Origin of the sequence: Rhodococcoides corynebacterioides NBRC 14404, assembly GCF_001894765.1 — a bacterium.
Classification (GTDB): domain Bacteria; phylum Actinomycetota; class Actinomycetes; order Mycobacteriales; family Mycobacteriaceae; genus Rhodococcoides; species Rhodococcoides corynebacterioides.
Genome location: NZ_BCWV01000007.1, coordinates 13664 through 28799 on the forward strand (window position 1 = coordinate 13664; position 15136 = coordinate 28799).

Here is a 15136-nt window from a genome sequence, read left to right on the forward strand (position 1 = left end):
GCGAAACGGGAACGTCGCCCGTACGAACTTCAGGAAACAGTGTGGCCGACCGGCCGCACAGGTGATGGTGAGAGGCCGAATGTATGCGTGACGGGTTCGTGACCGAAGCCGCTGGTGATGCCAGCGCTCAGCCGCGAAAGGCAACTCGCCTTCGCACCCCCCGAGTCGGCCGCCGCATGCGTCGCGCCGTCGTGTCCTTGGTGATGGCCGCCGCCGTACCGCTCGGCCTCGCCGTGGTGGGCACCGGTCCCGTCGCCAACGCCGAGGTGCGTGCCGGATTCGACGTGTGGACCGACTCATCGATGGGCCCGATCAAGAGCCGCGTCTGGCGTGCCGCCGACGGCAACACCAGCAAGGTCGTGTACCTGCTCGACGGTCTGCGGGCGACCAACGACATCAGCGGCTGGGAGCACGAGACCAACGCGGGCTCGTTCCTGTCCGACCAGGGCATCAACGTCGTCCAGCCGGTCGGTGGCGAGTCCAGCTTCTACTCGGACTGGTACGCCCCCTCCAACTTCAACGGGCAGCGCACCACGTACAAGTGGGAGACGTTCCTGACGCAGAACCTGCCGGCGCAGCTGGGTCGTCAGCTCGGTTTCTCCAGCACCCGTAACGGTGTCGTGGGCCTGTCGATGGGCGGCTCCGCCGCGCTGACGCTGGCGGCGTACCACCCGAACCAGTTCAGCTACGCCGGATCGCTGTCCGGCTACCTGAACATCTCGGCTCCGGGCATGCGCGAGGCCATCCGTGTCGCGATGCTCGACGCCGGCCGCTACAACGTCGACTCCATGTGGGGACCGCCCTGGGATCCGGCATGGCTGCGCAACGACCCGTTCGTGTTCGCCCCGCGCCTGCGTGACAACGGCACGCGCGTGTGGGTCTCGGCCGCCAGCGGTCTCCCTGGCGTCTACGACCGTCCGGCTTCGCTGCTCGACTACTACAACACCGCCAACGGCATGGGCCTCGAGGCTCTGGCTCTGGCCAACAGCCGCGCCTTCCAGGTGCGGATGGCGTCCATCGGCGCGAACAACGTGACCTACAGCTTCCCGGGTCAGGGCACGCACCGGTGGGGCTACTGGTTCGACCAGGTCGTGCAGATGATGCCCGACCTGCGGGCCAACATCGGCTGACGCGAATCCTGACGACGATCGACCCCGGCACTTCGGTGTCGGGGTCGTTCGTCTGTCCGGACCGCGCAACCGAGTAACATTCGCACCATCCGTCACAGCGAGCCTCTCGGGGGAGAGGCCGCCCGGCGTGTAGAACTCAGAACTACCGACCACGCCGACGGCGTCGCGATCCGCGGATCCCGCGCCCGCCGTCCGCGTTGCCACCCGAGGAAGCGAGAGAGCCCCATGCGTGTACCGAGGACGACCGGCCGACGCCGACTGCGGATGTCCGCCGTCGCTCTGGCGCTGGTGCTGCCGCTCGTCGGCGGCGCGACCACGACCGCCCTCGCGGTACCCGCGGCCGCCGCTCCCGTGCAGGCCGCGCCCGTGCGCGCGCAGAACGACGCCGGGGCGTCCGTCTCGCGCGTCGACTGGCTCACCGATCGCCGCGTCGCGGTGTGGGTGAACTCGCCGTCCATGGGTGTGCCGATCCAGGTCCAGATCCTGCTCGCGCGGGACTGGAACCGCAGCCCCGGGGCGTCGTTCCCGACCCTGTGGTTGCTCGACGGCATGCGCGCGACCGACGTCGAGAACGGCTGGACCGCCGAGACCGATGCCGAGACGTGGTTCGCCGACAAGAACGTCAACGTGATCCTGCCGGTCGGCGGTCAGTCCAGCTTCTACTCCGACTGGGTCGAGCAGAACAACGGCCGCAACTACAAGTGGGAGACCTTCCTGACCAAGGAGCTCCCGCCCGTCCTCGAGCGCGACTGGCGGTCGACGGACGTCCGCGCCGTTGCCGGCCTGTCGATGGGCGGCACCGCGGCCATGACGTTGGCCGCGCGCAACCCCGGCTTCTTCCGGTTCGCGGGCTCGTTCTCCGGCATTCTCTCGACCTCCACGCTCGGCATGCCGCAGGCGATCGGCTACGCCATGCAGGACGCCGGCGGTTTCGACGTCGGGTCGATGTGGGGAGTGCCGTCGGGCGATCTGTGGGCTCAGCACGATCCGTACGTCCTCGCGGAGAAGCTGAAGGGCACCAGCCTGTACATCTCCAGCGGCAGTGGTGCCGCCGGACCGTACGACCAGCCGTCCGACATTCCCGGCATCAGCACCAACTACGCCGGCATGGGCCTCGAGATCCTGGCCCGGCTGACGTCGCAGACGTTCGCGACCAAGCTCACGAAGCTGGGCATTCCGGCCACGGTCAACTACCGGCCGTCCGGCGTGCACACGTGGGACTACTGGCAGTTCGAGGTCAAGCAGGCCTGGCCGCAGATCGCCGCCGCGCTGGGCGTCGAGGTGGACAAGCCCGCCTGCTCGGTGGGCGGCGCGATCGGCGGCGCGGCCAGCGCCAACGGCTGGCTCGGTGACTGCCTGACGGCGGAGTACGACGTCGCCGGTGGGCGCGCGCAGGACTTCCGCGTCGGACGCATCTTCACCTCCGACAGCGGGACGCACGTGGTCGCCGGTGCGATCGGTGGCGCCTACGCGGGACTCGGTGGGCCGGCAGGCGTGCTCGGCATGCCGACCTCCGGGGAACTGGGCGTGCCGGACGGCCGCGGACGCTACAACTCCTTCCGCAACGGAATGATCTACTGGACGCCGCAGACCGGCGCGCATGCCGTCCGCGGCGCGATCCTCGACGAGTGGGCGCGCCAGGGCTACGAGCGCGGGCCGCTCGGCTACCCGACGCGAGACGAGGTCGCGACGCCGAACCGCCCGGGCGCGGTGCAGGGCTTCGAGATCGGCGCCATGTACTTCTCGCCGGACACCGGCACGCACGCCGTGCTCGGGAAGATCATGGAGAAGTACGGCCAGACCGGCTGGGAGAACGGACCGCTCGGGTTCGCTCGCACCAACGAGATCGCGGTGCGCGACAACGGTCGCTTCACGCAGTTCGAGGGCGGGAACATCTACTGGTCACCGGCCACGGGTGCCTGGGTGATCCGCAACGGACCGATCTTCGACGCGTGGAAGAGCGTGGGCTACGAGAACGGTCGGCTGGGGTACGTGACCAGTGACGAGTTCCCGATTCCCGGCGGCGTTCAGCAGAATTTCCAGAACGGCTTCGTGACCGTGCGCGACGGCAACGTCCAGATCGTTCCCTGACACGCGACCGACCGGGGCGACGTCAGCTGTCAGGAGGCGTCGGAGAGCACAGAGTTCTCTCAGCCCCGGTCGGTAGCGTGTGCTGCGCTCGGCACCCGTCTCGACCGGAAGAGGACCCGCACGTGACATCGAGAGTCGTTTCCTTCCTCGCGCCCGTCCTGCTGGCGACGGCCGCCGGGGCTCTGTTGACCGCCTGTGGCGGCGACGACTCGTCGGCCAGCAGCACCCCCACGCCGTCGGCGTCGACGACGGCGGAGGCGCAGGCGACCAGCGAGGCGCCGTCCGCGACCTCCAGCGGCGCCGCGACCATCACCTCGGGTGCCGCCACGTCCGGATCCGCCGCCGAGGAGCAGGAGGCCGTGCCCAGCGGCTACCCCGGCCCCACCGAGGTTCCCCGCGACCCGCGGTCCGACGCCTTCCTCGACCGTCTGCGTGCCGACGGCGTGACCGTCGCCGGCAACGGCGACATCGCGATCGGCACCGCCAACTACATCTGCGCGGCGCAGAGCGAAGGTGTCGCCGCGGATCAGATCTCGACCTTCGTCACCGCCAACGTCGGCGCCGAGGCGTCGGCGAGCGGCACCGAGATCAGTGCCGAGGACGCCGCCGCCACCGCGCAGAAGTACATCGACGCGGCGCGGTCGACCTACTGCGGATAGGGCACATGTCGTCACGAGGGCGGGGAGCCGCCCGCCGCCGATCACCGCTTCGGATGCTGGTCGTCGCCATCGCGATGGTCCTGGTCCTGGTGCTGGTCGCGCTGCTGCTCTGGTACCTGCTCGCCGGTCGGCTGACCACGCCGGACCGCGGTCGTCCGGGCGAACCCGACGCCGCACCGCCCACCTCGCAGCCGGCGTCGTGCCCCGACGTGATGGTCCTGTCGGTGCCGGGGACCTGGGAATCGAACGCGGGAGACGATCCCTACGCACCCACCGCCAACCCGGCGTCGCTGATGCTGAAGGTCACCTCCGAACTGCAGAACCGGTTCCCGCCGAACCGGGCCGAGGTCTACACCGTCCCGTACGTCGCGCAGTTCTCCAATCCCATCGCCTTCCCGCCGGACGGGCAGGCGTCGTACAACGTCAGTCGCTCCGAAGGCGCCGCTCGGGCCAACGACGTTCTCGCGCAGCGGAGCTCGGACTGCCCGCTGACGTCGTACGTCCTCGCCGGGTTCTCGCAGGGCGCGGTGATCGTGGGTGACCTCGCCGCGGCGATCGGGGCCGGCGACGGTCCGGTGCCGCCCGAGCGTGTCCTCGGAGTCACGCTCATCGCCGACGGGCGACGCGACGGTGTCAGTGCTCAGCAGATCGGTCCGCCCGTGGACGGGGTCGGTGCGGAGGTCGCCCTCGGTGGTCTCGACGTTCCCGGCATCACGATGACGGGCGAGCGGCGCGGTGGCTTCGGGGCCCTGGCCGATCGGACCTACAGCATCTGCGCGCCCGGAGACCTCATCTGCGCGGCACCGCCGCAGGCGATGTCCCTGCGCAACATCCCGTCGTCGCTCGGTGCCCTCGCGGGGGCGGCCGGCAATCCCGTCCACGGCAGCTACGCGTCGTACGTCGTCGACGGCAACGGCACGACGGCGGTCGCCTGGACGCGCGACTGGGCTGCCGGACTCGTCGAATCGGCGCCGACACCGGCGCATTCGTGAGGTGGCACGCGTGTCGCGCGTGACGGACTGGCGAGAGGACAAGGTCTTCCGCACGGCCGTGTGTGCGTGTCACAGACGCTTTTGGTCTCGAGCCGGTAACGGCTAGAGTGGCTCCTCGGTTCTCGCCCCGGTGTCCCCCCGGTGTCCTCGGTACCTCCGAGAGCGGCCATGGGGGTCCACCACGAGTGCCACCGCGGAACCCTGCCCGATCCCGTCGACCGCCAGCCACAGGAGACACGACCGAATGACAGCTGCCGCTGCGCCTGTGCGCCCGTTCCGCTTCGCAGCCGGCGGCGAGGGAAACCCGGACGAGGGCGGCGCCCGTCGCTTCGTGAAGCTGGCGCAGAAGGCCGAGGAGCTCGGCTACGACAGCTTCATGATTCCCGATCACCTGGGCAATCAGGTGGGCCCGATCGCCGCGCTCGGAGCGCTGGCGGTGGCCACCGACAAGATCCGCCTGGGTACGGCGGTGCTGGCCAACGGCTTCCGGCACCCGGCCGTGCTGGCCAAGGACGCGACCACCATCGATCAGATCTCGGGCGGTCGGCTCGAGTTCGGGATCGGCGCGGGGTGGATGAAAGAGGAGTACGACAAGGCGGGCATCGCGTACGAGAGCCCCGGCGTCCGCATCGAGAAGCTCGACGAGTCGCTCACCATTCTCGACGTTCTGCTGCGCGGCCAGGAGTGCACCTTCGAGGGCAAGCACTACCAGGTCCGTGGGTTGCAGGGCAGCCCGCGTCCGCGGCAGGGGCCGCGTCCGCCCATCGCCGTGGGCGGCGGTGGACCGCGCATGTTGGCTCTGGCGGCCAAGCATGCCGACATCATCTCGCTGGTGCCGAGCACCACCAAGGAGGGCAAGCTCAAGCTCTCCGAGATCACCATGGAGAAGAGCATCGAGCGCGTCGAGGTCATTCGTCGTGCCGCGGGCGACCGTTTCGCCGACATCGAATTGAACTGGACGATCACGACCATTCTGATCTCGGACGACCGGGAACAGACGGCGGAGATGGTGCTCGGCGCGCTCGACAACGGTTTCCCGCCCAACATGGACGTCGACGTCAAGCTCACCGTCGAGGACGTCCTGCGCTCGCCCTACATCGCGATCGGGTCGTTCGAGGAGATCGCCGAGCAGGTGCGCGGGGTCCGTGCCGCCACCGGGATGTCCTACGTCGGAGTGTTCCCCACACAGATGGAAGCGTTCGCGCCGGTCATTCCGCTGCTGGCGGGGGAATGACGTGAGCGGGCGGTCTGTACCCTATCGTCGGCTGCGTCGACAATTGTCGGGCGTCGATTGTCGGCATTCCCACCCCAGTACGACCACTCGCGGTGCGCTCGCTCGGCGGCGCCACGGAGCGACGCAGCGGGTGCGCCACGGTGACACGGTGCGGCTGCGCCACGGAGACACGGTGCTCAGCGCCTCGGAGGAGATGAGATGAAAGACTCGTTCGACGACTTCGTCGACGAAACCGGCCGGATCCGGATCCGCGAGGGTCTGACGCTGGTGCGCCACGTCGAGGAGAACGTCGCCGAGAACGGTGACGCTCTCGCCTACCGGTACATCGACTACTCCCGTGAGCGGGAGGGCGAGGTCCACGAGCTCACCTGGGCACAGTTCGGTGCTCGCCTGCGTGCGGTCGGTGCCCGTCTGCAGCAGGTCACCACCCCTGGTGATCGGGTGGCGATCCTCGCGCCGCAGGGCCTCGACTACGTCATCTCCTTCTTCGGTGCCATCTACGCCGGTGCCATCGCGGTGCCCCTGTTCGATCCCGACGAGCCCGGTCACAGCGACCGCCTGCACGCGGTGCTCGGCGACTGCGAGCCGTCGGCCATTCTCACCGCCACCAATTCCGCGGCCGGGGTGCGCCAGTTCTTCCGCGCGCTGCCCGCCGCCAAGCGTCCGCGCATCATCGCGGTGGACGCCATTCCGGACACCGTGGGCGAGAGTTGGACCGAGCCCGCGGCGTCCATCGACGACATCGCCTACCTGCAGTACACGTCCGGGTCCACGCGGACGCCCGCCGGTGTGGAGATCACGCACCGAGCCGTCGGCGTCAACGCCCTGCAGATGGTCGATGCGATCGAGCTGAACGAGGATTCGCGCGGCGTCACGTGGCTGCCGCTCTTCCACGACATGGGCCTGCTCACGGTGATCCTGCCTGCGCTGGGCGGCAAGTACATCACCATCATGAGCCCGCGTGCGTTCGTGCAGCGGCCCTGGCGCTGGATCAAGGAGCTCGCCGCGGTGTCGGACGGCGCGGGCACCTTCGCCGCGGCGCCGAACTTCGCGTTCGAGCACGCCGCGCAGCGCGGACTGCCCAAGAACGGCAACACGCTGGATCTGTCCAACGTCATCGGCCTCATCAACGGCAGCGAGCCGGTCACCACCACGTCGATGAAGAAGTTCAACGACGCCTTCGCGCCGTACGGGTTGCCCAAGACCGCCATCAAGCCGTCGTACGGCATGGCCGAGGCCACTCTGTTCGTGTCCTCGACCAAGCACACCGACGAGGCCAAGGTCATCTACGTCGACCGCAGCGAGCTCAACGCCGGCCGCATCGTCCGCGTCGACGAGTCCGCCCCCAATGCCATCCCGCAGGTCTCCTGCGGATACGTCGCGCGCAGCCAGTGGGCCGCGATCGTCGACGCCGACGCCGCCGGCGAGGTGGCCGACGGTCACGTCGGCGAGATCTGGTTGCACGGCGAGAACATCGGACGCGGGTACTGGGGCCGGAGCAAGGAGACGTCGGAGACGTTCCACAACAAGCTCGTCTCCCGACTCGGCGAGGGCAGCCATGCCGACGGCGTGCCCGAGGACGCGAACTGGATGCGGACCGGCGACTACGGCGTCTACGTCGACGGCGAGCTCTACATCACCGGTCGCGTGAAGGACCTGGTGATCGTCGACGGTCGCAACCACTACCCGCAGGACCTCGAGTACTCGGCCCAGGAGTCGAGCTCGGCCCTGCGTCCGGGCTTCGTCGCGGCCTTCGCCGTTCCGGCGAACCAGCTTCCCGACGTCGTCTTCGAGTTCGGAGCGGGCGGTCTGAGCCGCGATCCGGGCGACTCGTCCGAGCAGCTCGTCATCGTCGCCGAGCGTGCACCGGGTGCCGGCAAGGCCGATCCGCAGCCGATCGCGGACACCGTCCGGGCCGCGATCTCCGCGCGCCACGGCGTCACCGCCCGTGACGTGCTGCTGGTGCCCGCGGGATCGATCCCGCGTACCTCCAGCGGCAAGATCGCCCGTCGTGCCTGCAAGGCGGCGTACATCGAGGGAACCCTGCGCGGTGGTTATCAGCAGACCGCGTTCCCCGACGCCCCCGAGGCCGCACCGGACGAGACCGCTCCCGAAGCATGATCACCCCCCGCGGGTAGTTTGGCGATTCGATGGCTGAAGAAGAGACGACCGTGGACACCGGCACCGGAGACTCCGAGATTCCCGCGGAATCCGGGGCTGCCGAGACGGCGAGCACGACGGGAACTCCCGGCTCGCCGGACATGACCGTCGCCCAGCTGCGTGACTGGCTGCGCAACTGGGTCGCCGAGGTCACCGGGCAACCGGTCTCGCAGATCTCCGACGATCGTCCGATGGAGGAGTTCGGCCTCTCGTCCCGCGATGCCGTCGCGCTGAGCGGCGAGATCGAGGAGCTGGTCGGCGTGACGCTGACCGCGACGGTCGCCTACCAGCACCCCACCATCGCGTCGCTGGCCACGCGCATCATCGAGGGTGAACCCGACGCGCCGGAGGGTGCCTCGGACGATGCGTTCTATCTCGGAGCGTCGGCGGGGACGGGTCATGATGTGGCCGTCGTCGGTCTCGCGACCCGACTGCCCGGTGCCGGACACACCCCCGAATCGACGTGGGAGCTCCTCAGCGAGGGCCGCGACGGCATCGGCGATCTTCCCGAGGGTCGCTGGTCGGAGTTCCTCGGCGACGCTCGCATCGCCGAGGCCGTCCGGACCACGGTCACCAAGGGCGGCTACCTCGACGACGTGAAGAGCTTCGACGCGGAGTTCTTCGCCATGTCCCCGCGCGAGGCCGCGAACGTCGACCCCCAGCAGCGGCTCGCGCTGGAACTGGCGTGGGAAGCGCTCGAGCACGCGCGCATCCCGGCCAGCGGCCTCAAAGGCGCGCCGGTGGGCGTGTTCGTCGGTACGTCGACCAACGACTACCAGATGATCGCGATCAGCGACACGGACCCGCATCCGTACGCGCTGACGGGGACGTCGACGTCGATCGTCGCCAACCGCATCTCGTACTACTTCGACTTCCGCGGGCCCTCGGTGGCGCTGGACACCGCCTGCTCGTCCTCGCTCGTGGCTGTGCACCAGGCGGTCCGGAGCCTGCGCAGCGGCGAGTCCACCGTCGCCCTGGCCGGCGGCGTCAACATGATTCTCGCGCCGGCGGCGACCCTCGGTTTCGGTCAGACGGGCGTGCTCGCTCCCGACGGCCGCATCAAGGCGTTCTCCTCCGATGCCGACGGCATGATCCGCTCCGAGGGCGGTGGCCTGCTGGTGCTGAAGCGACTCGAGGACGCCGAGCGCGACGGCGACGACATCCTCGCCGTCATCAAGGGCAGCGCGGTCAACCAGGACGGCCGCTCCAACGGACTCGCCGCACCCAATCCCGACGCCCAGGCCGACGTCCTGCGGGCGGCCTACCGGGACGCCGGAATCCTGCCGTCGACCGTCGACTACATCGAGGCGCACGGCACCGGCACCATCCTCGGCGATCCGATCGAGGCGGACGCGCTCGGTCGCGTCGTCGGTCGCGGACGGTCCGCCGAGGCGCCGGCTCTGCTGGGCTCGGCCAAGACCAACTTCGGTCACCTCGAGAGTGCCGCGGGCGCCGCCGGCCTGATCAAGGTCGTGCTCGCCATGCGCGAGGACCGTCTGCCGGCCTCGCTCAACTACGCCGGACCCAACCCGTACATCCCGTTCGACACCGCGCACCTGCAGGTGATCGACAGCCCCACCGAGTGGCCCCGCTACTCGGGATCGGCCGTCGCCGGCGTCTCCGGCTTCGGCTTCGGTGGCACCAACGCCCACGTCGTGGTCGCGGAGTACGTCCCCGGTGCGGCCGGGATCGACGACGGTGCACCCGTCGGGTCCGATGCGGACACCGTGCCCTTCGACGCGGACGACGTCGACCCCGAGGCGCTGGTGGGCGAGTCCGTCGGTGCCCCCGAGGAGACGGACGCCGAGGTGCGCGAGGTGTTGGCCGAGGCCACGGGCGCCGTCGGCTCCGCCGAGGCTTCGCCGGCCGGAGTCTCCCCGTCCGATGCCACCCGGTCCGATGCCACCCCGGCCGATGCCACCGACCCCGCGCTCCCGGTCCTGCTCGCGGTCTCCGCGTCGATGCCGTCGCGGCGTCGTCGTACCGCGGCGGAACTCGCCGACTGGCTCGAGACCGAGGCGGGCAGCACCACCGACCTGGAGTCCGTCGCGCGTGCGCTCGCCAAGCGCAACCACGGCCGGTCGCGTGCCGTGGTCCTGGCCAACACGCGCGCCGAGGCGATCACCGGCCTGCGCGCCGTCGCGGCCGGCAAACCGGCCACGGGTGTCCTGTCGTCCGACAGTCCCGCCGCCAACGGCGCGGTGTGGGTGTTCTCCGGCTTCGGAGCCCAGCACCGCAAGATGGCGAAGGCCCTCTACGCGGCCGAGCCACTGTTCGCCGCCGCGTTGGACCGCGTCGACGAGCTGATCGAGGACGAGTCCGGCTACTCGATTCGCGCGATCGTCGCGGACGACGCGCAGACCTACGAATTCGAGAACTCCCAGGTCGCCATCTTCGCGATCCAGGTGGCGCTGGTGGAGACCCTGCGTTCCTACGGCGCGATGCCCGCGGCGGTCGTGGGCCATTCGATGGGCGAGGTCGCCGCGGCGTACGCGGCAGGTGGCCTCGGCCTCGAGGATGCGGTCCGCATCATCGTCGCCCGCTCGCGCCTGCTGGGCGAGGGGCAGGAGGGTCTCGGCGACGCCGAGGCCGGCGCCATGGCCCTGGTCGAGTTCTCCGCCGCCGAGGTGGCCGAACTCGCCGACCGCTTCCCCGGCGTCGAGCCCAGCGTCTACGCCGCCCCCACGCACACCACCGTCGGCGGTCCCGCCGAGCCGGTGCAGAAGCTGGTGGAGTACGCGGAGTCGCTCGGCAAGATGGGCCGCGTCCTGGACGTGCGCGGGGCCGGGCACACCTCGGCCGTCGATCCGCTCCTCGGCGAGTTGGCCGCCGAGCTGATGGGCATCGAGCCGCACCCGCTGACGACCGCGGTGTTCTCGTCGGTCGACAAGGAAGCGTTCTACCGCGCCGGCCACGAGCCGATCCACGGGGTGGACTACTGGACCAAGGGCATGCGCCACGCGGTCTGGTTCACCCAGGCGGTGAAGACCGCCGTCGACTCCGGCTACACCACCTTCGTCGAACTGGCCCCGAACCCGGTGGCGCTCATGTCCGTCGCGGCCACCGCGTGGGCCGCGGGCGTTCCCGACGCCACGCTGATCGCCACGCTCAAGCGCAAGGAGAGCGAACCGGCAACGTTCCGCGCGGCGTTGGCCGAGCTGTACGTGCACGGGCACCCGGTCGACCTGGCCGCCGTGATCGGCCCGGGCGAGTACGCGCCGATCCCGCGCACCGCGTTCCTGCGCAAGGAGCACTGGCTGCACGCCGACGTCACTCTCGGCGGCTCGCCTGCTCGCGTCGCCCTCCCGGACGGTCGCACCGTGTGGGAGACGCCCGTCGCGCGCGTCTCGTCGGCCGACGACCTGGTCCGACGGTTGGCGTCCGAGGTCCTGCCCGACGTCGTCGTCGGTGCGGTCGTCGCAGGTGATCCGCCGACCACGGGGTCGATCACCACGCTGCTGACGCCGCACCCGGGCGGCGCCGCCCTGCAGCTGCAGTGGAACGACGGCGGTGTCTTCCGCCCCTGGGCCGAGGCCGTGGTGACGAGCGGTACCGCGGCGGTGTCCGGAGGCGTTCCGGTGTCCGCCGCCGCCCCGAGTGTCGCCGGCCCGATTGTCGGCGACGGTGTCGCGGCGATCGGCGACGGTGTCGAGTACGAGCCCGAGGTGGTCGAGGACTTCGGCAACCGCTGGGATCCCGCGGGCACGCAGACCATGGAGGAACGGCTCGCGATCATCGTCGCCGAGTCGATGGGCTACGCGCCCGAGGACCTGCCGGCCGAGATCCCGCTGATCGAGCTCGGCCTCGATTCGCTCATGGCCGTCCGCATCAAGAACAGGGTCGAGTTCGAGTTCGACATTCCCCAGGTGCAGCTGCAGGCCGTCCGCGACGCCAGCCTGCGCGAGGTGGAGAAGTACCTCCGGTACGCCCTCGAGAACCGCGAGGAGGTCGAGGCGCTCGCCGAGGAGCAGCGCCGCGAGCGCGCGGCGGAGGAGGCCCGGGAGGCCGGCGAGGCCGGAGAGGTCGGAGAGGCTGCTGCCACCGCCGAGTCCACGTCGGATTCCGAGGCCACCGGGCCGTCGGTCGCGACGGCGTTCGAGGTACCCGTCACCGACACGGCCGGGCCCGTGACGGAGCCGGCCCCCGCCCCGAGCAGCGACGCGTCGGATGCGAAGAGCTTCGCCGAGGCCACGGGCACCGACGTCGCCCCGCGCGACGCGGCCGAGCGGTTGACCTTCGCCACGTGGGCGACGGTCACCGGGCAGTCCGCGAAGGGCATCTTCAACCCGTTGCCGGTCCTGGACGACCCCACGGCGGAGAAGCTGGCCGAGCGGCTCAGCGAGCGCACCAAGGGCGAGGTGACGTTCGACGACATCCTCGACTCGGAGACCATCGAGCAACTCGCCGACGTGGTGCGGCCGTTCCTCGAGGCCGGTGACGTGTCCGGTCTGGTGCGGACCCTGCGGGCGCGTCCCGAGGGATCGACCGCCGTGCCGGTGTTCGTCTTCCATCCCGCGGGCAGCTCGTGCGTGGTGTACGAGCCGTTGCTGCGCCGCCTGCCGGCCGACACTCCGATGTACGGGCTCGAGCGCACCGAGGGTCCCATCGAGCAGCGGGCTCGCGAGTATCTGCCGGTCCTGCGGGAGATTCAGGGCGACGGCCCGTACGTCCTCATGGGCTGGTCGCTCGGCGGGGTGCTGTCCTACGCCGTGGCGACGCTGCTGCGGGCGGAGGGGGCGGACGTGCGCTACGTCGGTCTAATCGACACCGTGATGCCGTACGAGCCGATTCCGGACACCCCGGAGGAGATCGAGCTGCGCTGGAAGCGGTACGCGCAGGTGGGCAAGAAGCTCTACAACGTGGACTATCCGCTGCCGTACGAGCGGTTGGCGAAGGCCGACGACGACGGTCAGATCGCGATCATCATGGATCTGTTGAAGATGAGCAGCGCCAAGATCCCGAGTGGCATCATCGAGCATCAGCGGACGTCGTGGCTGGACAACCGCGCCATCCAGACGGCGCAGCCGGAGCACTACGACGGCGACGTCACGCTGTACATGGCGGACAAGTATCACGACGACGCGATCGCCCTCGAGCCGCGACTCGGCAAGCGCGAGGAGCACGGTGGGTGGGGTCCGTACGCGCCGAACCTGGACGTCGTGTACATCGGTGGTGACCACCTGGCCGTGATCGACGAGCCGTACATCTCGGCGATCGCGGCGGACCTGACGACGAAGTTGCAGACGATCTCGGCAGCATCCACACCGAAGGAAAGCGAGTCGCACCCGTGACGTCGACCACCGCCGCCAAACTCGCCGAGCTTCGGGAGAAGCTCGATCAGGCGAAGGAACCGGCGGGCGAGAAGGCCATCGCCAAGCGCGCCAAGAAGGGTATTCCGAGCGCCCGCCAGCGGATCGACATGCTCCTCGATCCAGGCACCTTCGTCGAGATCGGCGCTCTGGTGCGCGCACCCGGCGACCCGAACGCGCTCTACGGCGACGGCGTCGTCACCGGGCACGGCCTGATCGACGGTCGGCCCGTCGCCGTCTTCTCGCACGATCAGACGGTGTTCGGCGGCACGGTGGGCGAGATGTTCGGCCGCAAGGTCGCGCACATCATGGAGTTCGCGGCCGACATCGGGTGCCCCTGCATCGGCATCAACGATTCCGGTGGCGCTCGGGTGCAGGACGCGGTGACCTCGCTGGCCTGGTACGCCGAGCTCGGCCGCCGCCAGGAGCCGCTGTCCGGCATGTGCCCGCAGATCTCGGTGATCCTGGGCAAGTGTGCGGGCGGTGCCGTGTACGCGCCGATCAACACCGACATCGTCGTGGCCACCGAAGAGGCCTACATGTTCGTCACCGGTCCCGACGTCATCAAGTCGGTCACCGGCGAGGACGTCAGCCTGCACGATCTCGGCAGTGCGCGGAAGCAGGCCGAGTACGGCAACGTCCACCACGTGGCGGCGGACGAGAAGGCCGCGTTCGAGTGGGTGCGCAAGTACCTGTCGTACATGCCGTCGAACTGCAACTCGGCGCCGCCGGTGATCAACCCGGGCCTCGAGCCGGAGATCACCGAGGACGATCGCGCGCTCGACGTGTTCATGCCGGACTCGGACAACGCCGGGTACGACATGCACGACATCCTGTTGCGCATCTTCGACGACGGCGAGTTCCACGAGCTCACCGCCCAGACCGCCAACAACGTCATCGTCGGCTTCGCCCGCGTCGACGGTCGTCCGGTGGGTGTCGTCGCCAACCAGCCGATGGTGCTCTCGGGTGCGTTGGACGCGGCGAGTTCGGACAAGGCGTCGCACTTCATCAACATCTGCAACGCGTTCGACATCCCGTTGGTGCTGGTCACCGACACGCCGGGGTTCCTGCCGGGTCTCGAGCAGGAGAAGATCGGCGTCATCAAGCGCGGTGGGCGCTTCATCTTCTCGTACGTCTGCGCGAGCGTTCCCAAGGTGACCGTGGTGGTGCGCAAGTCCTACGGCGGCGGGTACGCCGTGATGGGCTCGAAGCAGCTCGGCGCGGACATCAACTTCGCGTGGCCGACGGCACGGATCGCCGTTATGGGTGCCGAGGGGGCCGTGTCGATCATGGCGCGCAAGCAGCTCGCCGAGGCGGGCGAGAACGCGCCGGCGATTCGCCAGCAGTTCATCGACTTCTACAACGAGCACGTCGCGACGCCGTGGATCGCCGCCGAGCGTGGGTACATCGACGCCGTCATCGAGCCGTCGACGACGCGCCTCGAGATTCGCAAGGCGATGCGGTTGCTGCGTGACCGGGCGCCCGAGCGTCGTCCTCGCAAGCAGCACCTGTTCCCCATCTGATCCACCCGTTTTCGCGGTGCTCCGCTGCGCAGGTGGGT

8 protein-coding genes are annotated in these 15136 nt (G+C 69.7%); all 8 read left to right on the forward strand.

Annotation, left to right across the window (positions count from 1 at the left end; translation table 11 throughout):
- Positions 1-176 precede the first annotated feature (176 nt).
- Entirely contained in the window at positions 177-1130 is a 954-nt protein-coding gene (locus RC2_RS15630) for an alpha/beta hydrolase (protein ID WP_245811147.1), read from the forward strand.
- A 225-nt stretch (positions 1131-1355) separates the two neighbouring features.
- On the forward strand, positions 1356-3221 hold the full coding sequence (locus RC2_RS15635) for an alpha/beta hydrolase-fold protein (protein WP_068148992.1): 1866 nt from the start codon (positions 1356-1358) through the stop codon (positions 3219-3221).
- A gap of 122 nt (positions 3222-3343) precedes the next feature.
- Entirely contained in the window at positions 3344-3880 is a 537-nt protein-coding gene (locus RC2_RS15640) for a DUF732 domain-containing protein (RefSeq protein ID WP_068148995.1), read from the forward strand.
- Positions 3881-3885: 5 nt separating this feature from the next.
- Positions 3886-4872 (forward strand): cutinase family protein, encoded by a 987-nt coding sequence (locus tag RC2_RS15645; RefSeq protein ID WP_072681610.1) that lies wholly within the window; start codon positions 3886-3888, stop codon positions 4870-4872.
- A gap of 244 nt (positions 4873-5116) precedes the next feature.
- On the forward strand, positions 5117-6106 hold the full coding sequence (locus RC2_RS15650) for an LLM class F420-dependent oxidoreductase (RefSeq protein ID WP_068104241.1): 990 nt from the start codon (positions 5117-5119) through the stop codon (positions 6104-6106).
- A 198-nt stretch (positions 6107-6304) separates the two neighbouring features.
- Positions 6305-8227 (forward strand): long-chain-fatty-acid--AMP ligase FadD32, encoded by a 1923-nt coding sequence (gene fadD32, locus RC2_RS15655; RefSeq protein WP_068149003.1) that lies wholly within the window; start codon positions 6305-6307, stop codon positions 8225-8227.
- Positions 8228-8367: 140 nt separating this feature from the next.
- Complete coding sequence (gene pks13, locus RC2_RS15660; protein ID WP_068149085.1) at positions 8368-13557, forward strand: polyketide synthase Pks13; 5190 nt, start codon at positions 8368-8370, stop codon at positions 13555-13557.
- Entirely contained in the window at positions 13554-15098 is a 1545-nt protein-coding gene (locus tag RC2_RS15665; RefSeq protein ID WP_068149005.1) for an acyl-CoA carboxylase subunit beta, read from the forward strand. Before pks13 ends, RC2_RS15665 begins: the two co-directional genes overlap by 4 nt.
- Positions 15099-15136 lie beyond the last annotated feature (38 nt).